General features: G+C 37.8%; 19 protein-coding genes. 8 read left to right on the top strand and 11 right to left on the bottom strand.

Translation table 11 applies throughout. From position 1 onward, the window contains the following. Positions 1 to 80 precede the first annotated feature (80 nt). From DXD78_RS11755 to DXD78_RS11730, 6 genes are all read left to right on the top strand, one after another. On the top strand, positions 81 to 971 hold the full coding sequence (locus DXD78_RS11755; RefSeq protein ID WP_098032560.1) for an AAA family ATPase: 891 nt from the start codon (positions 81 to 83) through the stop codon (positions 969 to 971). Further along, complete coding sequence (locus DXD78_RS11750; protein WP_098032559.1) at positions 934 to 1,986, top strand: DUF3871 family protein; 1,053 nt, start codon at positions 934 to 936, stop codon at positions 1,984 to 1,986. The genes DXD78_RS11755 and DXD78_RS11750 overlap by 38 nt, the downstream gene beginning before the upstream one ends. Before the next feature lie 945 nt (positions 1,987 to 2,931). Then, positions 2,932 to 3,303: a hypothetical protein gene (locus tag DXD78_RS11745; RefSeq protein ID WP_098032558.1), complete on the top strand. Its 372-nt coding sequence runs from the start codon at positions 2,932 to 2,934 to the stop codon at positions 3,301 to 3,303. 4 nt (positions 3,304 to 3,307) lie between these two features. Beyond that, a complete protein-coding gene (locus DXD78_RS11740) occupies positions 3,308 to 3,709 on the top strand; it encodes a hypothetical protein (protein ID WP_098032557.1) in 402 nt (133 codons plus the stop codon). After that, complete coding sequence (locus DXD78_RS11735) at positions 3,702 to 4,622, top strand: tetratricopeptide repeat protein (protein ID WP_098032556.1); 921 nt, start codon at positions 3,702 to 3,704, stop codon at positions 4,620 to 4,622. The genes DXD78_RS11740 and DXD78_RS11735 overlap by 8 nt, the downstream gene beginning before the upstream one ends. Continuing rightward, positions 4,588 to 5,058 carry a hypothetical protein gene (locus DXD78_RS11730; protein WP_098032555.1) on the top strand — a complete coding sequence of 157 codons (471 nt, stop codon included), beginning with the start codon at positions 4,588 to 4,590 and terminating at the stop codon, positions 5,056 to 5,058. The genes DXD78_RS11735 and DXD78_RS11730 overlap by 35 nt, the downstream gene beginning before the upstream one ends. 337 nt (positions 5,059 to 5,395) lie before the next feature. Here DXD78_RS11730 and DXD78_RS11725 read toward each other — a convergent pair whose 3' ends face one another. Beyond that, positions 5,396 to 5,692 (bottom strand): hypothetical protein, encoded by a 297-nt coding sequence (locus DXD78_RS11725; RefSeq protein WP_005823625.1) that lies wholly within the window; start codon positions 5,690 to 5,692, stop codon positions 5,396 to 5,398. A 173-nt stretch (positions 5,693 to 5,865) separates the two neighbouring features. Here DXD78_RS11725 and DXD78_RS11720 point away from each other — a divergent pair, with 173 nt between their 5' ends. Both DXD78_RS11720 and DXD78_RS11715 read left to right on the top strand, forming a co-directional pair. Further along, entirely contained in the window at positions 5,866 to 6,429 is a 564-nt protein-coding gene (locus DXD78_RS11720; protein WP_005823628.1) for a Crp/Fnr family transcriptional regulator, read from the top strand. A gap of 100 nt (positions 6,430 to 6,529) precedes the next feature. Further along, a complete protein-coding gene (locus tag DXD78_RS11715; RefSeq protein ID WP_009037076.1) occupies positions 6,530 to 7,684 on the top strand; it encodes an acyltransferase in 1,155 nt (384 codons plus the stop codon). A gap of 95 nt (positions 7,685 to 7,779) precedes the next feature. Here the strand turns inward: DXD78_RS11715 and DXD78_RS11710 are convergent, their stop codons facing one another. The 10 genes from DXD78_RS11710 to DXD78_RS11665 form a co-directional block, all read right to left on the bottom strand. Then, positions 7,780 to 8,145 carry a hypothetical protein gene (locus tag DXD78_RS11710; protein WP_005823632.1) on the bottom strand — a complete coding sequence of 122 codons (366 nt, stop codon included), beginning with the start codon at positions 8,143 to 8,145 and terminating at the stop codon, positions 7,780 to 7,782. Positions 8,146 to 8,336: 191 nt separating this feature from the next. Next, positions 8,337 to 10,892, bottom strand: a complete 2,556-nt coding sequence (locus tag DXD78_RS11705) for a GH116 family glycosyl hydrolase (protein WP_009037077.1) — start codon at positions 10,890 to 10,892, stop codon at positions 8,337 to 8,339. Between the two features lie 25 nt (positions 10,893 to 10,917). Further along, positions 10,918 to 12,735, bottom strand: a complete 1,818-nt coding sequence (locus DXD78_RS11700) for a family 20 glycosylhydrolase (RefSeq protein ID WP_005823636.1) — start codon at positions 12,733 to 12,735, stop codon at positions 10,918 to 10,920. Continuing rightward, entirely contained in the window at positions 12,728 to 15,337 is a 2,610-nt protein-coding gene (locus DXD78_RS11695) for a glycoside hydrolase family 3 N-terminal domain-containing protein (RefSeq protein ID WP_034528813.1), read from the bottom strand. The genes DXD78_RS11700 and DXD78_RS11695 overlap by 8 nt, the downstream gene beginning before the upstream one ends. 37 nt (positions 15,338 to 15,374) lie before the next feature. Further along, complete coding sequence (locus DXD78_RS11690) at positions 15,375 to 16,565, bottom strand: glycoside hydrolase family 172 protein (protein ID WP_005823641.1); 1,191 nt, start codon at positions 16,563 to 16,565, stop codon at positions 15,375 to 15,377. 15 nt (positions 16,566 to 16,580) lie between these two features. After that, positions 16,581 to 17,777 carry a sialidase family protein gene (locus DXD78_RS11685; protein WP_005823642.1) on the bottom strand — a complete coding sequence of 399 codons (1,197 nt, stop codon included), beginning with the start codon at positions 17,775 to 17,777 and terminating at the stop codon, positions 16,581 to 16,583. 83 nt (positions 17,778 to 17,860) lie between these two features. Continuing rightward, positions 17,861 to 19,351 carry a RagB/SusD family nutrient uptake outer membrane protein gene (locus DXD78_RS11680; protein WP_009037080.1) on the bottom strand — a complete coding sequence of 497 codons (1,491 nt, stop codon included), beginning with the start codon at positions 19,349 to 19,351 and terminating at the stop codon, positions 17,861 to 17,863. Positions 19,352 to 19,363: 12 nt separating this feature from the next. After that, positions 19,364 to 22,615: a TonB-dependent receptor gene (locus DXD78_RS11675; protein WP_009037081.1), complete on the bottom strand. Its 3,252-nt coding sequence runs from the start codon at positions 22,613 to 22,615 to the stop codon at positions 19,364 to 19,366. An 89-nt stretch (positions 22,616 to 22,704) separates the two neighbouring features. Beyond that, positions 22,705 to 25,266: a GH116 family glycosyl hydrolase gene (locus DXD78_RS11670; protein ID WP_008665498.1), complete on the bottom strand. Its 2,562-nt coding sequence runs from the start codon at positions 25,264 to 25,266 to the stop codon at positions 22,705 to 22,707. Positions 25,267 to 25,293: 27 nt separating this feature from the next. Further along, positions 25,294 to 26,703 carry a sugar porter family MFS transporter gene (locus DXD78_RS11665; RefSeq protein ID WP_008665500.1) on the bottom strand — a complete coding sequence of 470 codons (1,410 nt, stop codon included), beginning with the start codon at positions 26,701 to 26,703 and terminating at the stop codon, positions 25,294 to 25,296. Positions 26,704 to 26,712: the final 9 nt, after the last annotated feature.

Below are 26,712 nucleotides of genomic sequence, written 5' to 3'. Positions count from 1 at the left end.
GCTCCAGAAGGGCAGTTGGATTAATAGTCTGACTGCCTTTGTTATTTTTCTAAATAGTTAATCATTAATAGAATATAGTCATGTTAAAATTAAGAGTATCATCAAAGAAGCAGGCTAAAATAAAACTTGCTCTACAAGGCTGTGCAGGCTCAGGAAAGACCTATTCAGCCTTATTATTAGCCTATGGTCTGACAAATGACTGGACCAAAATTGCCATTATTGATAGTGAAAATGGGAGTGCTGATTTATATGCACACTTGGGAAATTACAATGTATTACCCCTTCAAGACAACTTCACACCTGAAACTTATATTGAAGCTGTAAAAGTGTGTGAGGATGCTAAAATGGAGGTGATAATCATTGATTCTATATCCCAATGTTGGGATAATCTTCTGGAGTATCATGCTAACTTACAAGGCAATTCATTCACTAATTGGCAGAAGATTACACCAAGAATGAATGCCTTCATGCAGAAGATTCTACAATCTCCAAGCCATGTTATTTGTACCATGAGGTGTAAGCAGGATTATGTACTCAATGAAAAGAATGGTAAGATGATTCCAGAGAAAGTGGGGTTAAAAGCAGTCATGAGAGATGGAATAGACTACGAATTTACCATAGTTCTTGATATTAACATGAAGCATCAAGCCATTGCTTCAAAGGATAGAACAAGTCTATTCATGGGTAAACCAGACTTTACTATTACACCCACTACTGGGCAAATAATACTGGATTGGTGCAATAATGGAGTAAACTTGGATATGATAAAACAGAAGATAAATCAGGCTAAAACCATTGAAGAACTTACCTCCATTTATCACCAATACCCTGAATGGTATCAGCAACTTACATCAGATTTCATGCAAAAGAAGATGCAGTTACAAGAAGAGAACAATAAACCTATTATCAACTATAATCCTAATTTTATACATTATGGAAGCAATGCAGTTAATGCCAGTACACAGAACTAATATGTTGATGCAAACATTCAATCAGCCAAAGTTTGAGATTGAAACACCAGTTGAAACTATAGAGGCTGAAATTATCAGCTCCAGAAGGGAAAACAAAAGATTATCTTTTATAGAAGCCAACACCAAAGAAGTCACTATACAGCATCTAAGGGAAGAATGTGTAGTGCCAGTATTCAGCAAGGATAATGAGATAACTATCAGTCACCCTTCATTTATTGAAATGGTTTGGGAAGCTGCCAATCAGATATTCCCCAATGAGAAGATTGAAGAACCAACTATCAGAGTAAGCCATGTCATTAAAGGCAGAACACCCGAAGCTATTCATAAACCAGTAAAGGATTTACTTGAATCAGACAAGACCATTTACTATGAAAGAATGATGTTTTGTTTTGAAATTCCTACTATCCATGAAGATATTGAAGGTAATAGGTTAAATCTTACCATTGGTGGTGTCAGGGCATATAATCATGAGAATCTATATAGCAAGAAAGGTGCAGAAAAGTTCAAGGTATTCATTGGCTTCAAGAACTTAGTCTGCTGTAATATGTGTGTCTCAACTGATGGTTACAAGTCAGAATTAAAGGTGATGAGTACTGCTGATTTATTTAATTCAGTGATGAGGCTATTTCAGGAGTACAACATATCCAAACACCTATACTACATGAGTGCATATAAAGATAGTTATATGACTGAACAGCAGTTTGCACAGTTTTTGGGTAAGAGTAGATTATATCAATATCTCCCAGTTGAACAGAAGAAAAGGCTTCCTCAAATGCTGATAACTGATACACAGATAGGGCTTATAGCCAAGGCATATTACAATGATGATAACTTTGCTCTTCCTGAGAATCAGAGTGCCATATCTATGTGGAATGTATATAATTTGCTCACTGGAGCCAATAAAAGCAGCTATATAGATAACTTCTTGGATAGGTCACTGAATGCCACACAGCTGACAGATGGACTAAATAAGGCTCTGTATGGAGAAAATGAATATTCATGGTTTATACAATAATCTTATATTTCCTATTTCCTTCTGGAGTATTTGCTCTTATTTATCCATTATGTTAGGAAATTCTGTAATGTCGAAAAAACTTGTAATGTACCTTATAGGAATAAAAATAAAAATTCGACACTTCACACTTACTTGGTTATATTTATATAGGAAGTAAGTGAGCAAGGAGTATTTTCTATGGTGGCTGAATGGAGAACTGGAAAACAAGCTCCAGAAGGTAGTTTGGAAGAAAGATTGGATATGAAATGTCTTCCATCCTTTTCTTGTTTTTCCTTCTGGAGTAGCTGGCTGTAGTTGGGTATTAAGGTATTTGAACTGATTATAACATGGAGATAATGATAAAAGGCTTTTTGAATATCACTATTGGATTGATATTCATGTGTATAATGGCTAAAGAGAGATAAAGGTGAGTAGCCTTTGTATTGTGTTTATTATTGTTGTAAGCCTCGGTTCCTGCATGGAATTGGGGCTTTTATTTTGAAAAGATATGAGAATCAGAGATATGTAATAGAATAAATGGTACATTTGCCACTGGTGGATATGAAGGTTATTATTACTTTTCCACTTCAAGAGCCTTAATGATAGATAAGAGAATAAGCTCATGCCTATGGTACTAATATGGTCTGAAAACCTATTAAAAGTAGTCTTCGGATGATTGTTTATATGTGGAAAGTCTTAACTTTGCAACAGAAACAATCAAATGATTGCTAATGAAATAGAAGTTTAACAAGACATATTAGATAAAGAAGTGTTTGCTTCTTACTTGTGAAGTCCTAAAATCACCACTTTGAAGACTAACAATCACAGCAGTAAGGGAGTGAATGCTCATACCATCAGGTGTGGGCTTTCCTTGTTTGTGATTGTAGGTGTTGTGGTGATACCTTGGACTCAGCAGGAAAGTACCACACTTTCTTTTTTGTAGTATGGCTACAAAAAGAGTAACAGATGGGTAAAAAAAATATTCTTTTCCAAGAATATGGGAATATTGAGATAAAAGAAGTGGATGAATTATTTTATTTCAGTATCTTATATCATGATAAATGGAGTTTATGTAACACTATCCAACAATCTGAATATGTTGTTGCAGCTGTATGTAGAGGGTTGTCTAAAATATGCTTGACCAATATTAATCAAAAAGATTATTTAATTATTGATGATGGTGTTAGTAATCCAAAGCAAATAAATGATTTCTTATCTATACAATGTGATAGCAACTGTATGGTTACAGCAAAAATGCTTTACCATGCAATATATGATTCTACTAACCAGCTATTTCCCAAAATGAGACTGATTGATATATACTATAATTACAAATAATCATATGGAATTTCCACTAACATTTGGTCTGCAAAAGGCAGGTTTACCACTTATCCTGATGTCAGGAAAAACAAATAACCTTTGTTTTTTGATTGATACGGGTGCTACTCATAACACCTTATTTGATTTTGTATATGAACATTTCAAGAGTGAGTTTAAACTGCTTGAAGGAGCATATAGAACAATGGGAATAGAGGGACACTACAAAGAAACTCCTATCATTGAAGCTACATTCAATTTTGAAGGGAGAGATTATACTTCCACCTTTTCTGTATTGGATGCTTCTGAGGCTATAAGGCAAGTGCAGGATGAAACTGGAATACAGATTCATGGAGTACTTGGTGTGCAATTCCTTATAGAGAATAAATGGATTATTGACTTTAATAAATATCAAATACATGATTAATAATATGTTGAAATGTAACTTACAACCATTATTGACAGTAGTCACTACTTTAATAATGCTGTTTACTACAGTTGAAATAAAATCACAAGTCACTCCTAAATTTAGAGGAATGACTTTTGATGAAATGGCTAAACCTCTTTTAATGGCAACAGAAGCATATAAAGAAGCTGAAAAAGATTTTGAAGAGTACTATGTTAAAGCTATGACAGAGTTGGAAACAAATAATCCTAATTACAAATTAGCATCTTATTATTATGATAAATGTATAGAACTAAATACTCGTTTTAAAGGAACTTTATTTAACTGGGGAGAATTATTACATCAAAAGGGAATCTGCCTTAATTATATTAAAGATATTGAAGCTAACAAGTTTTTTATTACTGCTGCTGAGTGGCATATTAAACAGAAGGAATATTCTAATGCGATTAAAAATTTAGATTTATATTTGGATAATCAATATGATGGAGTAGTCATGTTTCATAGAGCAAGATGTTGGAATATAATAGGTAATAAACAAATGTCTATGAAAGATTATGAAACTATCATAGATAAGGGATGCTCCAATAAAACCATTTTAGCCATGTCATATAATAATAGAGCTTATGAGTTTGTAAAACTACAGAAATACAGTGAGGCATTGCCACTTGTGAATAAAGCTATTGAATTGGACAATACAGTATCTTTCATTTGGGATACAAGAGGTGAACTATATTATCATTTAGGAGAATATGAAAAATGTATTCAAGATATGGATAAAGCTATTTCTATTACAGAAGGAGAAACTGCTTATAGTAATTCCTATTATTATAGAGGATTGGCAAAACTAAAGCTTCAAAAAAAATCAGAAGCAAGAAAGGACTTAAAGAAAGCTGTTAAATATGGAAATATTGACGCACAAAAATATATTGAATAATATTTGCCTTCAAAAGAAAGAACTGTATATTCATATAAAAGATATTGGCTTTGCATTCCTTCTTGACAACAAAATGAAGCATAACCTTATTAATCCTGATTTCTTGAACTTCTTTAAAGAGGAGTATCCTGCAACAGAAGAAGAATATCAAGCTAACCAAATGGCTGTTGAGAAGCTGATGAGGGAAAGTGAAGATGCTTTTCCTATTCTTCCAGAACCTTTGAAACTTTATCATTTCAAAGGTGTATATAGGGAAGTGGGTTATAAGGTGGTTAAGTGTAGTGATAATAAACTCAGAAGGTGTAAAGCTATAAAGTTCAACTTTGAGTATGAAGGACATCCTTATTCTGAACTATTCTTTGTTGATAAGAGTGTTGAAGAGAACTATGCTATTTTAGGCTCTACCTTCTGGAGCAAATGTGATATTTTAAAATAATAGAAATTGTTATGAGAAAGAAACAAGAAACTTAGCATTACTAAATGCTGCTATTGGTATTGTATAAACCTTACCAATGTTGGTCAATAGTTGTTCTATTGACTTTTATAGAAGTAATTAACAGACTAACAATCAAATAATTGAATAGTATTATCAAAGAGCCTTCCAAGCTGAGGGTCGCGGGTTTGAGCCCCGTCTTCCGCTCTTCTGAAAATCAGATAGTTATCGCAAGATTTCTATCTGATTTTTGTTTTTAGAGAATGCTGAATTTAGTGTGGTTTAACCGAGTGAGTTAAACCAGGAAGTCAACCGAATGACGCAAAGCACAAATTCATGGTTATTTAAATAAGATATTTCTGAGAATATCATCTAACCACGGCTCTTTCATCTTTTCCACAAAAACATCATTCTTTAGTTGAAAAGCCTTTTTGTAAACACTCTGCATTTTCAAATTATAGCGCACCGTATCATAGCGGACTACTGACTGGTAAAATCCGGTATCAACAGCGACAATTTCATTTTCTATTCTCAATGTATCCTCAGCTGTATCGGAAACTCTTCCAGTCTCCATCTGTGCGAATGAAATGCAGCTACCTCCGATTAGAGCCAATAATGTTACCAATATTTTATTCATACGCTACTGTTTTCTACAAAGATACAATATTCAAAGAACAAACATCTCTTTTACAAAAAAAATTCCATTATACCATAAACGCTTATAAGGCAACGCACACATTTGTATATCAAAGTTCAGTTTTAGTTAATAAAATTATGTAAGTTTGTAAACGAATAAAAAGCTCCCCTCCAATGAACAACATCATTCATAAAATCAGGCAGATTTATCCGGTTTCCGAAGAAGCTCTTCAGGCATTGCTGATGAATATGCAGGTAAGACACTACCCTAAAGGAACTTATATAGTACAAGCAGGAGTGACAGACCGTTTGGTTTATTTCATTGAGGAAGGGGTCACCCGTTCCGTATTTCATCACGACGGACAAGATACCACCACTTGGTTCAGCCAGGAAGGTGATGTAACCTTCGGAATGGATTCACTGTACTATCAGCAGCCGTCAGTAGAAAGCATTGAAACTCTTTCGGACTGCAAAATCTACGTCATCCACATAGACAAGTTAAATGCTCTCTACGAAACATATATTGATATAGCCAACTGGGGCAGAATACTGCATCAGAACGTAAACAAAGAGCTCAGTCATATGTTTGTGGAAAGGCTCCAACTGCCTCCCAAAGAGCGGTATGAACAATTTAACCGCCGTTACCCCAGACTGATAAATCGGGTGAAGCTAAAATATGTGGCAGCCTTCCTGGGTATTTCCATCTATACTCTCAGCCGGGTACGCGCAAAAAAATAGAAGATTGCCGTTCTTTTTTGCTTTTAAGCAAAAGAACTTCGCTTCGCATGGCGTATCTTTGAGATCCGAAAACATTAACCAAACAACAGAAAAAAAACAGATGTCGCACATTTCATCTTCTGCCTTTTCAGACACCAAAGCACATTATGACCTTCTCGACGGGCTCCGTGGCGTAGCAGCCTTGATGGTTATATGGTATCATATATTCGAAGGCTATGCTTTTGCCGGTGGTAGCATTATCGAAACCTTCAACCACGGCTATTTAGCTGTAGATTTCTTCTTTATACTATCGGGATTCGTTATCGGGTATGCTTATGACGACCGTTGGGGCAGGAACCTCACAATGAAAAACTTCTTTAAACGGCGCCTGATACGTCTCCATCCGATGGTCATTATGGGAGCTGTCCTGGGTGCCATTACTTTCTGTCTTCAAGGATGCGTACAATGGGACGGAACACATATTGCCCTCTCCATGATTATGCTGTCCCTTCTTTGCACTATATTTTTTATTCCCGCAATGCCAGGTGCAGGTTATGAAGTCCGTGGTAATGGCGAAATGTTTCCTTTGAATGGTCCATGCTGGTCCTTGTTTTTTGAATATTTAGGCAACATCCTTTATGCCTTGTTTATCCACCGCTTATCAAACAAAGCCCTTGCCGTACTGACAATATTGCTGGGAGTGGCATTGGCATCATTCGCCATTTTCGACATCTCCGGATACGGAAATATGGGGGTAGGCTGGACACTGGACGGAATAAACTTTGGCGGCGGATTGCTGAGGATGCTTTTTCCTTTCTCCATGGGCATGCTTTTGTCGCGCAACTTCAAGCCTATCAAGGTGAAAGGTGCTTTCTGGATATGTGCCATTGCATTGGTTGCCTTGTTTTCAGTGCCCTACTTGGAAGGTGCAACACCGGTCTGTACAAATGGCATTTATGAAGCGTTCTGTGTAATCATCGCTTTTCCGGTTCTCGTCTGGTTAGGAGCTTCCGGTACCACAACGGATAAAAAATCGACCCAGATATGCAAGTTCCTGGGAGATATATCCTATCCAGTCTATGTGATACATTATCCATTTATGTACTTGTTCTATGCATGGCTCATCAAGAACCAGCTCTTCACGTTGGAGCAGACTTGGCAGGTTGCCTTGTGTGTTTACGCATGGAACATATTATTGGCTTATCTATGCTTAAAATTCTATGATGAACCGGTACGGAAATATCTGGCCAGACGCTTCTTGAGCAAAAAACAATAAACAGTCCGTCACGGAGATTATGCTGATTCGCACAGATACAAATTCCCGATATAAATTCAATCTGCGCAAATCAGTATGATCTTTGTGGCGAACTGTTATTCCAGATAAAGCGGTTCCACTACTTCCATCACATTCTCATGGAACCACTCATCCAATTTTGCCTCTACCTTATCCTTTATCTGTGGAGTGATGTATTTCTTCATTTTCTTATAAGCATAGATTGCAGCAAATCCCTTCCCTACCATAAAGACTTGTCCCAAGAGGTCTTCTATACCGGCAGGAAACACAATGGCCACCAAAGCAATCATGATATTTGTCCTTTCACTCTCTGGAGTAGAATCAGCAGTCAGGACATAATAAGCTGTCAGTACGGGACGACCAGCTGCCCGACTACCTTTCTTTATATACTCCTCTACTTTAAGACGAATCTCGTCCATAGAAAAATTCATTTTCATATTCATAATCTCCTCTTTTTATTTATTAGACGCAGAAAGATGAAGTTTGGTTGCAAAAATCTGCAAATAACATAAAAATAGTTCTGTGGAACAATCACAGCCCCACAGAACTCTCATAAAACCATCTAATCTATACATGTAAATCTTACAATACTACAAATTTCACAATTTGTATATAATCAAGAACCTTATCCAAACTATAATTGAATTTCCTTACCGGAAACGATACATTTCTGTACATCTATTACCCCATATTTCACATCTATAAACGGCTTTCCTTCCTTAAGTCCAACATTACCAAAACCCGTTTCCGTAGACAAGAATGAAGTGAAATCATCTCCAATCCGCGAATCTATATACAAAATTTTGTCTACTGCATCATAGCGTATTCCCGTAAGGCCTTCTAGCATAGCATAACTGGCCATTGCACGAGCATACCATGCTCCACACTCATATTCATTAAACGGATTACGAACACGACCATTATAACGATCACGGCAAGTTCTCACTATTTCAAGCCCTTTTTCCACTTCTCCTTCAAACATAAGATGAGCAGCCACTTGATATTCAATTCCAGTCCACACTTCGTTACTGTATACAAAAGGCAATTTTAGCTTACCACCTTTCGGCCAGGTACAAAGTAATAATCCCCCATCCTCTCCCAATGCAAAGGTGGAACGTTGAGGGTTGACATGGTTACTTAAGCTCTTTTTAAAGTTATACTTATGGACAGAAATCAAATGACTTTTTACTTTCAGACGATCGACCACCTCCGGCATTCCACATACCAATGTCATCCAAGAGCCCAATATTCCGTCAGACAAACAACCTTTACCATACTGATATTTCGGACCTTCTTCTTGTAGGATTTTTAAAGCTTCTGGCGTATAATGGGTCACAAACGATTGGGCATCAACTGGGTCTGGAGCGTCCAATCCAGTCCATTGAATGTTCTGAATAAAATACTCTCCATCAAAAAGTTTGCTCTCCAAATATGCTTTACTTTTATTCATCAATTCTTCATAACGGGAAATATCATCGCCTACCGTTTTACCCATCAAGCAAATAGCTTGTAATGCTCCTACATAAAAACTGGTAATCATCCCATTCGCGCCCCAAAACTCTATATCATACGTATTATGGTGAGGTTCTTCAACAGCTCCAACCTCTCTCGGATCCCAAGTACGGATACAATAATCCATACTTTTCTTCACAGCTGGATACATCATCTTCAGCCAATTTATATCACCCATAATTCTCCATTCACGATATACCTTCATTATACCTCCTAATTGCCCATCTGCCGCCGAATGAAAATCATGGACAGTAGGACTGATAGGCAGATTCGTACGGAACACTTGATGTCCCCTTTTATCCTGGCTCACAAAAAATTCTGTTTCACGTAATGTACGTTCTAATTTTGGGAAAAGATGAGATACAGCTTGCGCATAATTCCAAACATGCGTGCATGAACCATGACAAGAGCCCCAATTATCATGACTTCCCTCCCAATTCCACATACGCCCATCGTATTGGCGAAGTACTGTAGTAGATTTCAATATACTCAAATTAGCAGCAACAGCCTCCTTAACTTCAGGTGGAAGAGTAGAATCATAGAAAGCATCAGTGAACAACTGAGTATTCTTTTTCAATGCATCATAATTATCCAACCAGTAGTTTGCAACATCTTGTATACTGCCAAACCTACTGCTATACCAAGGGCGGTAATTCCCTTCAAAATTATTCTCATAAGTATAACAGTTACTCAATTCATCTGGACAAACTGGTGCATCAGGGATATCAGTATCTGTACGTGGGATTCCACCTATTCGTTCTTGTGAATAAGGGACATGCCAAGCCATGTACAACCTTATATTACGAGTCTCACCAGGTGCTAAAGTAAACGGCACATATAACGAAGCTCCCACTGCTCCTTCCAAGCCTGCTGGATTCTCTTCCATTCTGCCCTCTTCCAAGTTATCCCAACAAATGCTCAATGGGTCGAACCAACCTCCACGAAACCAGTTATGATTAACTACTGTCTGGGGATTGTCAGTATAAATCATAAAATCACCTTGACAGAAAGGTTCATTCTCTGTGCCTGTCTGTCTTAGAATGAATCCATTCTTTGCTGCATCTATATACGCTTTACCTCTACCCGGAGTTTGCATAAAATTCATACTATTATATGAAAAGACGGCTTGTACTTCCTCATTACTGGTATTATGAAACTCATATTCAAACCCAGCAACCGGTAGACTTGAATTATCTTCATCCGTTGGTATAAATGGATTCCAGGCAACCAGTTTCACATCTATAGGGACATTCTGATCTGCCAACTCTACCTCCGCAAAAGGGAAACGTGACTGGAAACTATACTCCTTAAACCGGGGCATTCCCCATGAGCTGCCGTCTCCACGGCTGGAATTAGGAGCACCAAATTTTTTCCATTCTGGAACCGGCCCTTCCAGAATGCGTGTACCATACTCATAACCTTTCACATGAATTGCAGCAAACATCGTTGGTTCATTGAAAACATTCGGTCTATGACGTATAGACATATTACTCAATGCTCCTGTTCCTTCAATACAGAACATGCCCGTGCCTATACCTCCTATAGGGAAAGCTATTTTACGCGTATATTCACCTATATACTTCTCATTATAGCCACGTTCAACCGCACTCTCATGATGCCAGCACCCTTGAAAAATCAGTGCACAAACTACCAGACATATTAATAAATATTTCGTCATAAATACTGTATTTATTATCATTTTTTTATTTTGTATCAGGAGCTACAACTGTATAAACAGCACTACTTCTACCGGAAGAAAGGCGGAGATAACATTTTATATTTACTCCACTGAAAGATAAAGGTAACTGCAATGTATCCGTATAGAGTTTTCCATATAAACGAGGATCGGTACCATCTGTGGTATAATATATATCAGCACCCTCTACTGACGGCTTCAAATCCACTATCGCGTTACCGCCTCTAACAATAGCTTTATCCCAACCAATCGGTTCGGGAATACGGAAAGTAACCCCTTGTCTATCCAGTTCAGCCAAACATCCCGCTAATCTTTCACGGAAATCTGCATAATTCTTCTTTTCCGCAGGTGACCAACCTATTTCTGAAAGGGCCATAGCCCGAGGATATGCCATATAGTTCACTTTATCAGGATGATGTATAAATTCTCCCCAAACATTAGCTTGTACCCCCATTATATAACCGCATTGCTCTTTTGTAAGCTTAGGCGTATAAGGTTCATAGCTGTAGATATGTTCCAACGTAACCAGTCCTCCTATATTTAAAGGCTCATTAGTATAATCCTCACTCTGATAATAATCAATATACATATAGTTATTGGGAGCCATCACCACTTTATGCCCCATTCCCGCTGCAGCAATTCCACCGTTTTCTCCTCTCCAGCTCATTACAGCAGCATTCGGTGCCAGACCACCTTCTAAGATTTCATCCCAACCAATGATTTTTCGCCCCTTCCCCGTTACAAATTCATCCAAATGATGGATGAAGTAACTTTGTAATTCATGTTCATCTTTCAATTTATTTTCCTTAATGCGTCGTTGACACTTCGGACATTCTTTCCAACGTCTTTTAGGTGCCTCATCACCGCCTATATGAATATACTCACCGGGAAACAAATCTATCACCTCAGATAAAACATCTTCTACAAACCGATAGGTTTTATCATTACCGAGACAAAGAACTTCCTCCTTAATACCCCAAGTTTCCGGTATCCGAAATGGTCCGCCCGTGCAAGACAGCTCCGGATATGTAGCTAAAACAGACATTGTATGTCCTGGTAAATCGATCTCCGGAACAATAGTGATGTACCTATCTGCCGCATATTGGATAATCTCCTTAATCTGCTCCTGAGTATAGAATCCTCCATGTGGAATACGATCTTGTTCTGTCGGATTATGCCCCCACTGAGTACTATTACGCCATGCCCCAATTTTGGTCAATTCTGGATACTTTTTTATTTCAATACGCCACCCGGCATCTTCTGTCAAATGCCAATGGAATCTATTTATTTTATAACGAGCCATTAAATCTATATACTCTTTTACATATTCCACTGAGTAAAAATAACGTGCAACATCCAACATCAAACCACGATAACCAAAACGGGGTTCATCATTTATCATAATATACGGAAGCTGTATGCATCCATTTCCCTTATCAACAAGTAACTGCTGCAATGTCTGAATTCCATAAAATATTCCAGCTTCACTTCCCTTGATTGTTACTCCCTTATCATCCACAACTAATGAATATGCCTCTAAAGGCATTTTCTTGTCTATCTGCAAATGAATGGCATTCTTTCCTTTCGATCCTTTCTTCAAAGTCACCCCAAACCGTCCATCTAAATAATTATTAAAGAGACTGACTGTTTTGGTAAGCGCATCATTACTGTAATTTATACGTGTATCGGCAGATACATCCCAAGAACCTTCTCCCATCACCATTTCTTTTGGCATAGGAATTACTGACTGTGCATTACAAGGTAACGTACCGAGAATAATACATATTACCAATATGTATTCCCATCTGATTTCGTGTTTAATCATGACTGTAATTCAATTTTATATCTATATCCTTTTGTTTATTCACCTTGATATTTACTGTCTCGAATCCTTTGGCAGAAATCGTTAGCACATCGTTTTCTACAGTCAGAATGGAATATCTTCCGCCTTCCTTACTTATAACCGTTCTACCAGAATAATTAGATTTGATTTCAATTCCACTTATAGGGGTTGCTTGTACATCTCTGACACAACCAGCAACCTTTATCTTTCTTCCTGGATTCTTCACAATTTCATCCATGCAGAAGTCGTTATGACCAAGACTATTACTAGTCACCGGCTGTCTGCCAACAAAGATTGTCCTTCGTAATCTGATATCATCTGAGGCTGTTCCTATCTGTATTTCATACTCCCCTTCTTCTACTACTTTTTTCATGCTCAAATCATATAAGGCCAATTCTTGTATTGGTAGCTTCAAAACAACTGTCTGCATTTCGCCTGGTTGTAAGAATGGTTTTGAGAATGCCTTCAGTTGCTTGACTGGAGTCACAACCGAACTGACCACATCTCGAACATAAAGCTGTACTACCTCCTTTCCCGCTACACTACCCGTATTCTTCAAAGATACACTGACAATCAAGGTATCAGATGGATGTAATAACTCTGCAGAATAATGAGCATTCAAATACTCAAATGTAGTATAACTCAATCCATGCCCAAAAGACCATAACGGAGCTGGTGAAGAAAAAACATAATCACGTCCAGGTTCATTTGGTCTACCAGGACGACGATAGAATCCTTTGTCCGTTGGCAAATGATTATAAAAAACCGGTAAATGTCCTACGCTCTGCGGAAACGAGAATGGAAGTTTGGCTGAAGGATTAATATTTCCCAATAACATATCAGCTATTGCATCTCCAGCTTTCTCACCACCGTACCATTGTACAACTATGGCTGGAATATGTTCTTTTATCCAAGAAATAGAAAAAGGCTTACCTGTAACCAATACAACTATAACTGGTTTTCCTATTGCATAGATTTCTTCCACCAATTCTTCTTGTACACCTGTCAGATCCAGAGAAGAGAGGTCAAACCCCTCCCCACATGTAGCATCTGAATAGTCACGTGCCAGTGAAGCACTAGAAGAACCAACAAATACAACAGCCATGTCACTCGCTTTTACAGCAGCTACAGCTTCATCAAATCCGGATTTATTATCTGTAATAAGATCACATCCTGCCGCATAATTTATTTTTATCTTATTTCCAACCCGTTTCTTTAGGCCTTCAAGTGGAGTAACCCCATCTTTATTACTCCGGCTCCATGTATAATCCCCGAACTGTACTTGATTAGCATTCGGCCCAATCACTGCTAATGATTTTATTTTATTCAAATTTAAGGGTAAAAGAGTATTTTCATTCTTCAATAAAACAATCGATTCATCAGCCACTCTGCGCGATAGCTCCACCGCTTCTTTAGTACGCATGGCTACTCCCGGCATGTCAGCGCCCTGATATGGATTCTCGAACAATCCTAATTCAAATTTAACACGTAAGATACGTCCAACAGCCAAATCCACATATTTTTCATCAAACCTGCCTTGCTCTATCAATTGCTCCAAAGCCCAATAGCAATTACTGGAAGCTTCCAAGTCCACCCCCGCAGTCAAGGCTTGGATAGCCGCTTCACTATCATCCTTAGCTGTATGCTGAAAATCCTTCAACATAGCCACTGCCCCCCAATCGGAATATACATATCCTTTGAATCCCCATTCATTGCGTAAAATATTCGTCAGTAAATAAGAAGAAGCAGAATTAGGGATGCCATTCCAAGAATTATAGGAGGTCATCACCGCCTTCACTTCCGTATTCCGAACAGCCATCTCATACGGCTTGATATGGATATTACGTATATCCCGTTCTCCACTCTCAACTGAAGCCAAGTTCAGCCCTCCCAAAGGAGCTCCTCCCGGTCCAAAAGGTTTCAACATTGGAGATATTCCTCCGTCAATATAACCTTTCACTTGTGCAATCCCCATCTGTCCCACTAGCCAAGGATCTTCACCAAACGATTCCTCAACACGCCCCCATCGCAAATCCCGAACAACATCCAATCCTGGTGAAAGAGTCTGAATTACCCCTTGGGACCTTAATTCTGTAGCAATTGCTTTAGTCATCTGATAAGCCAAATCTAAATTAAAAGTACTACCAACGGCTACAGATTGAGGAAAAATGGTAGAACCATCATGTACCGAGCCATGTAAAGACTCAGTTACTGTAAAAACTGGGATTCCCAAGCGTGTCTCTTCAACCATATATTTCTGAATTGCATGAAATGCTTTCCGCACATTTTCACCAGTAAGATTGAATCCCTCAATACAGCCGTAACTAATATCACCAGCTGCATCTCTTAATTTTTGGTAATCCACCTCTTGACCATTGTATAATTGATAACCATGCAAATGACTTAATTGTGCTATTTTTTCTCGTAATGTCATTCTGCCCAATAAATCTGTAACCCGTCGTTCAACAGACATACTAGAATCCTTGTACACCGGAATGCATTGAGCCATGGAATCTACGGCAATAAGAACCGACAATATAAAAGGTAATAACCATTTTTTCAAAATCCTATCTTCAAGTAACATATTTCAGTAATTCAAAAAGTAAATATAAATATCAATCTTATGGTATAGCTTGATGGTCTGTATCACGCATTCTATACCAATCAACCAACTTTTCTTTCTCTGGTAATTTGAACGCCAGAGGTACAGCTTTGTCTTGATACCAGAAAGCCGCCGAAGAGAATTTAAAGGGCCGGGTCTGCTCCGGTTTACGGGGATTTATAAAATCAAAAATAAAACTTTCATTGAAACAGATTGCATCTTGCTCATGATAACGATACATACTCACCATCGAACGGAGCGGATCCTTTATAGGAACTCCATGCAACTCTCCACAGAATTCACCTTCCCTAAAATACCAGCCACCATTAAAATAATCTTCAAGTCCAGAACCAACTATAGTCGGTACACTTTTGTCTTCCGTATCGATATAAATAAACTCGGGTGCTTCCAAATATCCCAAGTAGTTTGGAAGCCAACTCTGCATGGACAAGGAACAGCCAATAAAATGTCCATGTCCTTTAGTCTGCAATATGGTTAATGGTTCATAACCAGGATTGGTACCAGCATTATATAAACAATGGAATCGTCCCATACCCTCAGGTAAACTCTCCAATTGATCATAATTGGCATTTAAGAAAACGCTTGTAGTCAAACGGTGATGAAGATTTTCCACTTCTATCCTTACCTTTTTAAATGGCATCGGAAAATAACAATAGAAACCTCCACTGGACATACCTATATATTTGGACATATAATGCTTATATTCACAATGCCCTATACCAAAGAAGTCACCAATCGGACATTCTACAGAAGGATAGTCCTCACCATCCCAATAAATACGCAAAATCAGCATTTTCAAAATAGTAGGATCAGGCCACCGCTCCTTACTTAAATCCCAATTTTCCCAAAACCAACCATTAATAGTAAACCACATACGGGTAATTACACCAGGAGAAGTGTGATCTACCAGTACAGATTTCTCACCCGGTCCAACCAAATGGGCTTTAATCTTAGTATTCAAGTCAAAAGTCGTAAACTGACGAGATACAGCGTTACGCATAGTATGGATAGATGTAAAAGCAGAGGTTTGAATGTCTCTCCGTTCTTTCTTGATGGGATTCAATGCATGCCCTACACCAGGTAATGCTGCCAATCCTACGGCACCTGCCATAGTAGCCAATGCTTTACGACGAGACATCTTTTGAGGGCTGGAATCCATATTGCCCGGAATTTGTTTTCTCTTCATCATATTATGTATTAACAATTATCCTTGCGGTTCAATCTCTAAAATAGAGCCTTGTATATGTCTAGTACCTTTGGCTCTGTCAAAGTTTATATAGTATACCACCAATACCCTCTTCTCATCCAGCTGTACAGCCCATGTATATCCGACATCTCCATCATCCGCATCATCTCTTATGATAATCTCAGGAGCCGTGGCAAAATCTGTACATTCTGCATTAAGAATTCTGGCTCTAACTCCACAAGGTTCATGACGATAACCATATGTCAACAAAACTCTATTGTCTGGCAGCCTCATTGCCTGGAGAGGATGTCCTTTGAACCCCATACTTTTCCATTCACCAAATGTTTTCCCACCATCTATGGACCGTGCAATACAAGCTTGGTCACCAAACGCTTCCGAACGCATAAAAGCAATCAAATCCCCATTAGGCGTTTCATACATGGAAGTCTCATTAAACGAGACCTTTTTATCTTTAGCAATTTTCGTACCGTATTCCCATGTTTTTCCTTTATCTTTGGATATAAGCAAATAGACCGACGTATTTCTTAAAGCTTCTGTATCAGAAGCTACTACTGCCCAAAAAATACGTCCATCTTTTCCTTCATACAAAGCGCCACGATTATAAGCCGGCAATTTACCTCCCAATCCACTATAATTTATTTCAGACGGAACGCTACAAGGTATAATCAAATCATTCCAAGTTCTACCATCATCATAAGAACGGAGCAAATATCCTCCTGCAAAAACAGCGTCTGTATTCTGTACGAACGGTTTCTTAAGAACAGCTAAACCATCCGGACGAATAAATGTCCACAAATAACTAGCACATAGCAGTGTTCCATCTTTCAACTTCAACAAACATGGATCTTGTGAGCCTCCAAACGGATGGGCATAAAGCAGTTCCGGTTCCTTGGTCCAATGTTCGCCATCTTTGGATCTCACTACTACCAGATAACTATTCGGGTCCAAATGATTATTCTTCTTCTCCTTAAAGACTTTACGGTCTGGAGCTCTTCTGAACGATACCAGTATCTCTCCATTCGATAATTTTACAGCTGAAGGAAAAGCGGAGTAAAACATGGTATCCTTATATATTATTACATCCTTTATTTTCTTGACACCTGGTATCAAAACGTCATTCTGTTGAGCAAATAATGTTGTCGCAGAACACAAGTGGACAAGCAGACAATAAAAGAGAAATATAGACTTTTTCATATATAATTTTATTATGTTCGTTTATCAATCTTTCCAATATGCTGTAAAGTTACAACATATTGGAAAGATTTCAATAATATACTTTATTTATCCCAACCAGGATTTTGAGTAACTTTCGGCTCCACGCTTATTGTTGACAAAGGAATGGGGAACAGCATCATATAATCTTCCCCCTTATGCTCTCTCAAAGAAGGAACCAAATCAAAGGCTTTGTCAAAACGTACCAAATCCCACCACCTTTTACCTTCAAAAGCCAATTCTAAAAGTCTTTCTTTCAAGATAGCTACATCATTCGCCTCTTTTGTGCTATTCACATAAATATGCTCTTCATACTTGTCTTTATATGCACGTTTCCTGACCTCATTAATTTCTGCAGAAGGATCTTGTCCCAAAGCATTTTTAGCCTCAGCCTTCATTAATAAAATATCAGCATAACGGTACAATATGATATCATCTGCAAAAATACGATCACCATCTCGCACCAAGCCTTTACCTTTTAATACTACACTAACATAAAATTTATTTTCTCCAGTTTCCTGATCTTTAGAATAAATCTCAAGAAAAGAAGCATTTTTTCGAGTATCATCTTCTGTATATTGCTTTCTATACTCGTCCGAAGCTACTATAATACCTTGTCCCGGCCCTATCGGATAAACTATATCCTTTACCTCTTGAGGAGCATCTCCAGGAACAGCACTCGCATGTATCCACATATATCTGAAATAGTTAATACCAGATTCCAAATCCTGAAATCTAACACTCATCAAGATTTCATCATTACCCTTATTATCATAAGCAAATACATCAGCAAAATCCGGCTGTAAACGAAGCTTATCCGTTTTAATTGAATTCAAAGCATTTAATGCAGTTTCAATATCACTGCTTCCACCATTCATTTTTTTTCCACTCCAAAGATATACTTCAGCTTTCAAAGCCAATGTTGCCGGTTTTGACCACATAGCTCTTTGATCACCGAAATTGTCATCCGGATATAAAGACAAAGCTTTCTCCAAATCATCTTTTATCAGTTGGAAAACTTCCGTTTGGGGTCTTCTTTCTTTATAAAGGACTTCTGAATTTGTGTTTTCAATAGGATCTGTATGGATTATCAAATCCCCCCATGTACGAGTCATCACAAAATACATGAAAGCCCTCATTGTATAAGCTTGAGCCAACATTTTATTGCGGGAAGTCTCGTTATTAAAAGTCACATTGGGAGCATACTTTAAAAGAAGATTGCATGAATTGACTATCTGATAATAACGTATCCAGGATATAGGCATATTAGCTTGTGTCAACGTATTATAATAATAAATATCATATCCGCCATATCCACCGATACCTACAGTCAGTATTTCGCTACGCGCTTCCCCCAATATATACAAATCATGTTCAGCAGCTCCTCGTAACTGGACATAAATACCATTTAACGCACCCTTCACGTCATCTTCTGTCTGCCAGAAAGATTCATTCGTTATAAAGCTTATTGGCTTAAGGTCTAGTGCATCACAAGAAGCAAATGTCAGGACCATAAACAAAGCTATTGTACTATTTATTATATTTCTAATTTTCATAACTTTACTTTATTAAAATGATACATTTGCACTAAAAATAATATTTCTCGGCATAGCATATCTACCATTATCCTGTCCACCTTCTTCTGGATTAAGACCAGAATATTTAGTAAAATAGTGCAGATTATTTCCCGTAACCGTAAACCGAAGTCCGCTTAAACGAATCTTTTGTATGATATTTGCAGGAACTGTATAACTTAAAGAAACTTCTCTAATGGCTAGAAAATCTCCTGATTCATGATACAAAGAGCTACCTCGGATAGCATTCTGCTGTCCACGATCACCATGCCAATAGAATCTCGGCATGTCCGCTTTGTCACCTTGTTCTTTCCAGGAGCGATTTACGACATCTTTCGTCATATTATTATCACCCTGCCAATTATAATCCAAAAAGCCTTTGGCAAAATTATATATGGTATGACCCAATGTAAAATCAAGTCTGCAATACAAATCGAACCCTTTATAAGATAGAGAAGTATTAATACCCCCAGTCCAATCCGGATAAATATTACCAACATATACACGGTCTTTACTGTCAATCACACCATTACCATCAGTATCTTGCCACTTTGCATCACCACCATATTTGGTTTTATCAGGGACTGTAATAACATTATCTATCGGCTCATTAGCATTCTGTGCTTCCTCATCAGTAGAATATACACCTATCATCTTATAGGCAAACAAATCTCCAATTCGTCCTCCTTCCTGTAAACCACCTTGCCAAGTATGTTTACCCAGTTTAGCATCCCAAATGTACTCACCACCAATCCGATTATTTTCAACCCCATTATCTGGCAGCTTCAATATTTTATTGGTCACCTTCGAGGCATTAAAACCTAATGACCATTGAATAGAACTGGATACCGGTAATATTCTTGCATTCATTTCCAACTCAATACCTCTATTTTGTAAACGCCCTAAATTAGTGAAAATAGAGCCAAAGCCTGTAGAATGAGGTAAAGTGCGATTTGTCAGCAAATTATCTGTGGTACGATTGAAATAATCAAAGATAAAGTTTAACCGATTATTAAAAAAGGAAATATCAGTACCGATATCAAATGTCTTAGACTCCTCCCAACTCAAGTCTTGATTTGCCATAGTTCCCATAGTGATACCTGCATTACCTAAATATTTAGATCCTACACTATAACTACCTTGAGCCGTATAATCCCCCAAGCCTGAAATATTACCATTTACTCCATAGCTGGCACGCAATTTCAGACGCATTAGATTCTCAGGCATAAATGACCAGAACTTTTCTTTATCCACATGCCACCCTAATGACACGCCAGGAAAAAATCCCCATTTGTTGTTCGTACCCAAATTGGAAGCACCGTCATATCTTGCAGATACAGAAATCAAATATTTATCCTTATAATCATACCCTATACGAGCAAAAATACCTTGTATAGATCGCTCTGTAATAGAACTACTCACACTTACAGGAACACTTGAGGCATTCAAAGTAGGAATCAAATCAGTAGAAGCACCTCTACCAGCAGCTGCTAAACGGGCCTCTTTCCTAAAATAATAAGCATAACCAGCTGTTACATTCAAATTGTGTTTTTCATTGAAAGATTTAACATAGTTGAATACAGCATCTGCCTGATATTGCCGCCATTTGTAAGTATCAGCATTTGCATTTCTTGTAGTTATATAATCTCTCGGTCCATTCCAAAAAGCATCCCAAAAAGTATAGTTATTACTGTTCACTTCAAATAAAGAAAGAGCTGGTTTGAAAGACAATCCTGGCAATATAGTCCAATCTGCATCTACTCCTATTGATAAATTCTGATAGTCATACTCTCTTTGTGCCTTGTTCATATGATATACAGCATTTCCCAGATACTGGGCAGCTCCTGGAGCCAGACTACCATCTTCAAATCTGAATTTAGTGGTAGGTGAGGCAGCCGGTGAACGATAGAATGTTGCATCTGCAGCTAATGGAGAACCATACGTAAACGAGTTTGAATAAGTAGTTCTAGCTGAAATTTTCAAATTATCCCGTGCTTGCAAAGAACCATTCAAACTAAAATTATACCGTTTATATGAAGTTGTAATAACAGTTCCTTCATTAGTCATATACCCTAATCCCATATTAAAGGTAGCCTTTTCCGTTCCACCTGAAACTTCAATATGGTGATTATGAGAAAAACCAGTACGATAAATTTTATCCTGAAAATCAGTATCTGAGTATAACAATGTCTTACTCGGATCTACTGGATCTGGCATTGATTTCCACCCTTGATCTAATTTATAGCGATTCTCATCAGTCAAGTATTGAGTAGAGAAGGCAGTATTATTAGTCAGATCATTTCCTGTTCCATAACCTAAATGTCCTATCAATCTTTGTTCGGTAGCTTTTCCAAATTTCGCTGGTGAAATCATACCTTTCCTCATAAGGGTCAAAAATTCTTCAGCATTGGCAAATTCATATTTTTTACCAATATCAGAAATTGTCAGATTATATCTATATTCAACTCTGGTTTTACCGGCCTTCCCCTTTTTAGTAGTAACAATTACAACACCATTTGAACCTTGGGCTCCATAAATAGAAGTAGCAGCAGCATCTTTCAGAATTTGGATGGATTCAATATCTTCCGAAGCTATATGAACCATATTCGCCCTCATAACACCATCAATAATATATAGTGGAGTAGCACCATTAGGATTATTAATGGAAGTACCACCACGGACTATAATACGAGGTTCTGCACCTGGTTGCCCTGAAATACTTTGCACACGTACACCAGACACTGTACCTTGTAAGGCTGAAGCTGCATTTGCATAGGGTACATTCTTCAAAGCCTCTTTATCAAGCTTGGTCACAGATGTCGTAATCTTCTCACGAGACTGAGAACCATACCCAATGACTACAACTTCCTCCATTTGGGTGGCATCCTCTACCATCACTATTTTATAGTTACTCTTATTGGCAGATACCTCTTGAGTTTTCATTCCCAAATAAGAAAATAACAAGGCACGACTATCAACTGGAATACTAAAACTAAAATTTCCATCCAAATCAGTAACAACACCTAATGAAGTTCCTTTAACTTGTACAGCTACCCCCACCAATGGTTGTCCATATTCATCCATCACATTTCCTTTTACTGTTTTCTTTTCTGATTGATTAGTGGATAATACAGACGGAGTATCTTCCGATGCATATACACTTCCCACACTCAAAACAGTAAAAAGGAAAATATAAAATGCCCAATGTAATATCCTGCTATTAGATTTAATGTCTATTGTTTTCATTTTTTTTGATTATTTGTGTTTCAAACTATTATTAGATTCACCACTGTATAATTACTTTCTTCTTATTTCCATTATTCCTCCTTTCTCTATCAATTAACAAAATCTGTTTCTATGTCAGAAACAAAGCACTTTTTCACATCAATCTTCCCATATTTCACCTCAATGAAAGGTTTACCATCTTTTAGACCAACATTACCAAAACCTGTTTCCGTCGACAAAAAAGACGTAAAATCATCACCTATCCTTGAATCAATATATAAAGTAGAATCCACTGCATCATACTGTATTCCAGTCAAAGCTTGGAGCATAGCATAACTAGACATTGCACGGGCATACCATGCCCCACATTCATATTCATTAAATGGGTTACGTACTCTTCCATCATACCGATCACGACAAGTACGGACAATATCAAGTCCTTTCTCAACCTCACCTTCAAACATCAAATGAGAAGCCACTTGATATTCAATACCTGTCCATACCTCATTGGAGTAAACAAAAGGAAGTTGTAACTTTCCTCCTTTGGGCCATGAACATAATAATAAGCCTCCTTCATCACCTAAAGCAAAAGTCGAGCGCTGAGGATTTACATGTTTTCTGAGATTCCTCTTTAAATTATATTTATGAACAGACAATAAATGACTTAATATTTTCTTTCTATCTATAGCCTCGTCCAGTCCACAGACCAAAGAAAGCCATGCTCCTACTACTCCATCAGATAAACAGCCTTTTCCGTATTGATATTTCGGCCCTTCCTTTTCCAATAAATCCAAACCCTCTTTCGAATAATTAGAATTGACAGACTGTACTTTCGTCGGATCAGAAGCCTGCAACTCCTTCCAACGAATATTTTGAATAAAATATTCACCGTCGTACAATTGATTTTCCATGTAGTCAATACTCTTATCTAGCAACTCTCTATATTCTGTCATATCTTTCTCCAAATGTTCACCCATAGCAACAAATGCTTGTAATGCGCCAGTATAGTAACTATTAATCATACCACTAGGCCCCCAAAATTCAATGTCATAAGTATTATGATGAGGTTCCTCTATAACACCTTTCCTTTTAGGATCCCACGTATTAATGCAATAATCAAGACTATTCTGTACGTATGAATAAATCAACTTCAACCATTCGTCATTACCATATATATGCCAATCACGGTATACTTTCATAATACCACCTAACTGCCCATCAGCTGCTGCATGAAAATTATGTCTGATGGGTCGGATAGGAAGTGCAGAGCGAAATGCTTGGTGCCCATTCTTAGCTTGACTAACAAAAAATTCCGTTTCCCTCAGTGTTCTTTCCATTTTAGGAAACAAATGAGGTATAGCTTGAGCATAATTCCAAACATGTGTACAAGAACCATAGCAAGAGCCATATTCATTACCGCAACCTTCCCAATTCCACATCCGACCATCGTATTGCCGAAAAATCGTAGGTGATTTTAATATAGTAAGATTAGCAGCAACAGCTTCAACAACTTCAGCAGGCAAAGTTGTAGCATAAAATGCATCAGTAAACAGCTCTGTTTTTTCTTTCAACGTATTATAATTTTTCATCCAATAGTCTGCGACTTCCTCTATATTTGCAAATCTACTGCTATACCAGGGACGGTATTTATCGGACAACTGAATGGAAGTATCAATATAGCCTGCGGGCTCTCCTCTTTCATTAACTACAGGTACGATAGGTACATCTACATCATCAATCGGTTCCAATCCCTCACGAACTAATGAGAAAGGAACGTACCATGCCATATATAAACGGATTGTCTTTGACTCTCCCGGTTGCAATCTAAACGGTACATACAAGGAAGCTCCGGGAGCATCCGCCATATTAGCAGGATTTTCTTTAATTACCCCACTGCTCATCTCATTCCAGCACATCGTGAATGAGTCAAAAGACCATCCTCTAAACCAACAATAATTAACCTTAGTTTCCGGTTCATCTGTAAAGATTGCAAAATCAGCCTGATGAAACGGCTGCGTTTCTGTTCCTTTCTGTGATATTATAAAACCATTTTCAATTGGCCTAATAGATGCTCCTCCATTACGAATATCTACAAAGTTCTTTGAATTATAAGAAAATATGGCTTCTACTTCTTTAGCATATTTATTTTTAAACGTATATTCAAAACCAGCAACTGGAAGCCCTGAGTTATTTTCATCTGTAGGAATAAATGGATTCCAAACCTTCATTGTCACGTCCATCTTCAGTTCATCGTCACTCATTCTCAATTTGGCAAAAGGGAATTTTACTTCAAAATCACAATCTTTAAATCGAGGTAATCCCCACGTGCCGCCGTATCCTTTTGTTGACTGTGGTTGGCCAAATTTTTTCCAATCCGGTACTTGTCCTTCCACAACAATACTACCATTATCTACCCCTTTCAAATATAATCCGGCAAACATTGTCGGTTCATTCAACATCTCAGTTTTATGCCTAATATTCATATTAGAAATTGCACCACTACCTTCTACACAAAACATTCCCGTCCCCAATCCCCCAATAGGGAAAGCAATCCTGCTCGTATACTCTCCCGTATATTTTTCATTATAATCACGTACTTCTTCCATACTGGAGCAAGAAGCCCATAAACACAAGCAGATACATAGACCTAAAAAATAAAATCCATTTTTCATATATCATTTTTTTAATGATTTATTCCTTCAACATTCTCTATTTTTTCTCCATTTCTGTTCAATCTCCTCCAATGATAACCCTTTTGTCTCCGGCAAGAATAAATACCCCCATACCAAACCCAACACGGCAATAAATCCATAAAGAAAAAATGCACCTGCCGGATTCTCAGAAGTCGTTTGTCCAACAACAATTTCGGTACCTGGTATAGAAAAAAAATCTATAATCTTAAAGAAAGTAAAGGAGACAATGCAATTAAATATCCATACAGCCAATGAACCTATCGAAGTCCCCAATCCCCGTACTTTCTGCGGAAATATCTCGGAAATGACCAACCATCCCAAAGGTCCAATACTAATTGCAAAAAATGCAACATATCCAAACATAAAAATGACCATTAACCACCTTCCGATTTCGCCCAACTGATTAGCATAAATAAAACAAGCACTAAGGCACAAAACAGAAAAGGCAATTCCTGACAGACCAATAAAATACAACTTTCGTCGTCCGATTCTATCCACTAAATAAAGAGAAATCACTGTAAATACAACATTTACAATTCCAATACCTACAGAAGCCCAAATAGCAGAGAGTGTACTTTCAAATCCTGCCATCAGGAAAATCTTCGGACTATAATAAATAACTGTGTTAATACCTACAAACTGTTGAAAAAACATAATACAAACAGCAATCATTAGAGGAGTTCTCAACCAAGGCTGCATCAAATATCGCCATCCTACCGCACTATTCCTATCTTTCTCTATTTCCACCTCCATTTGTCCAATTAAATCATTTACTGTATTTTCCGGTTCTATTTTCTGCAACACTTTCCTACATTCTTTCAACCGTCCTTTACTCAACAGCCACCGAGGTGTTTCAGGCACAAAACACATACCTACCAGTAATACCAAAGCCGGTACGACACCTGCCCAAAACATCCATCTCCAACAATCCAACTTGTTTTCATCAGCCCAAAAGGTATCTGACATGTATGAAAGTAAAATACCTATTGTAACCATTAACTGAAACATTGAAACCAGACGTCCCCTGGATTTAGCTGGAGCAATTTCTGCTATATACAATGGAACAGTAAATGATGCCACACCTATAGCTATACCAAGAAACAGACGAGAAAAAACCAAGCTCTTCAAATCCGTTGCCAGTCCTGACCATAACGCTCCCACTGCAAATATCACAGCAGAAACCAATATGATTTTTCTTCTTCCAAATATATCAGATAAACGCCCACAACATACAGCCCCCAACATAGCTCCCAACAAACCAGCTGCCGTAATCCATTCAACATCATTATTATCTATTCCCCAATCTGACTGAAGAAATGGAATCGCTCCTGAAATTACCCCAGTATCAAAGCCGAAAAGCAATCCTCCTGTTGCTACAACTGTAGCTATTAAAAATATTATATGTCTGTTTTTCATATTAAACTT

Source organism: Bacteroides sp. D20, from assembly GCF_003436255.1.
Lineage (GTDB): Bacteria > Bacteroidota > Bacteroidia > Bacteroidales > Bacteroidaceae > Bacteroides > Bacteroides uniformis.
This window is presented reverse-complemented; position numbering and strand designations above follow the sequence as displayed.

Coding starts and splice junctions, on each gene's coding strand:
- DXD78_RS11745 (WP_098032558.1), top strand. CDS start 2,932: ATGGGTAAAAAAAATATTCTTTTCCAAGAATATGGGAATATTGAGATA.
- DXD78_RS11725 (WP_005823625.1), bottom strand. CDS start 5,692: ATGAATAAAATATTGGTAACATTATTGGCTCTAATCGGAGGTAGCTGC.
- DXD78_RS11665 (WP_008665500.1), bottom strand. CDS start 26,703: ATGAAAAACAGACATATAATATTTTTAATAGCTACAGTTGTAGCAACA.
- DXD78_RS11695 (WP_034528813.1), bottom strand. CDS start 15,337: ATGTTACTTGAAGATAGGATTTTGAAAAAATGGTTATTACCTTTTATA.
- DXD78_RS11715 (WP_009037076.1), top strand. CDS start 6,530: ATGTCGCACATTTCATCTTCTGCCTTTTCAGACACCAAAGCACATTAT.
- DXD78_RS11670 (WP_008665498.1), bottom strand. CDS start 25,266: ATGAAAAATGGATTTTATTTTTTAGGTCTATGTATCTGCTTGTGTTTA.
- DXD78_RS11700 (WP_005823636.1), bottom strand. CDS start 12,735: ATGATTAAACACGAAATCAGATGGGAATACATATTGGTAATATGTATT.
- DXD78_RS11690 (WP_005823641.1), bottom strand. CDS start 16,565: ATGATGAAGAGAAAACAAATTCCGGGCAATATGGATTCCAGCCCTCAA.
- DXD78_RS11705 (WP_009037077.1), bottom strand. CDS start 10,892: ATGACGAAATATTTATTAATATGTCTGGTAGTTTGTGCACTGATTTTT.
- DXD78_RS11710 (WP_005823632.1), bottom strand. CDS start 8,145: ATGAATATGAAAATGAATTTTTCTATGGACGAGATTCGTCTTAAAGTA.
- DXD78_RS11735 (WP_098032556.1), top strand. CDS start 3,702: ATGATTAATAATATGTTGAAATGTAACTTACAACCATTATTGACAGTA.
- DXD78_RS11750 (WP_098032559.1), top strand. CDS start 934: ATGGAAGCAATGCAGTTAATGCCAGTACACAGAACTAATATGTTGATG.
- DXD78_RS11730 (WP_098032555.1), top strand. CDS start 4,588: ATGGAAATATTGACGCACAAAAATATATTGAATAATATTTGCCTTCAA.
- DXD78_RS11685 (WP_005823642.1), bottom strand. CDS start 17,777: ATGAAAAAGTCTATATTTCTCTTTTATTGTCTGCTTGTCCACTTGTGT.
- DXD78_RS11740 (WP_098032557.1), top strand. CDS start 3,308: ATGGAATTTCCACTAACATTTGGTCTGCAAAAGGCAGGTTTACCACTT.
- DXD78_RS11680 (WP_009037080.1), bottom strand. CDS start 19,351: ATGAAAATTAGAAATATAATAAATAGTACAATAGCTTTGTTTATGGTC.
- DXD78_RS11755 (WP_098032560.1), top strand. CDS start 81: ATGTTAAAATTAAGAGTATCATCAAAGAAGCAGGCTAAAATAAAACTT.
- DXD78_RS11720 (WP_005823628.1), top strand. CDS start 5,866: ATGAACAACATCATTCATAAAATCAGGCAGATTTATCCGGTTTCCGAA.
- DXD78_RS11675 (WP_009037081.1), bottom strand. CDS start 22,615: ATGAAAACAATAGACATTAAATCTAATAGCAGGATATTACATTGGGCA.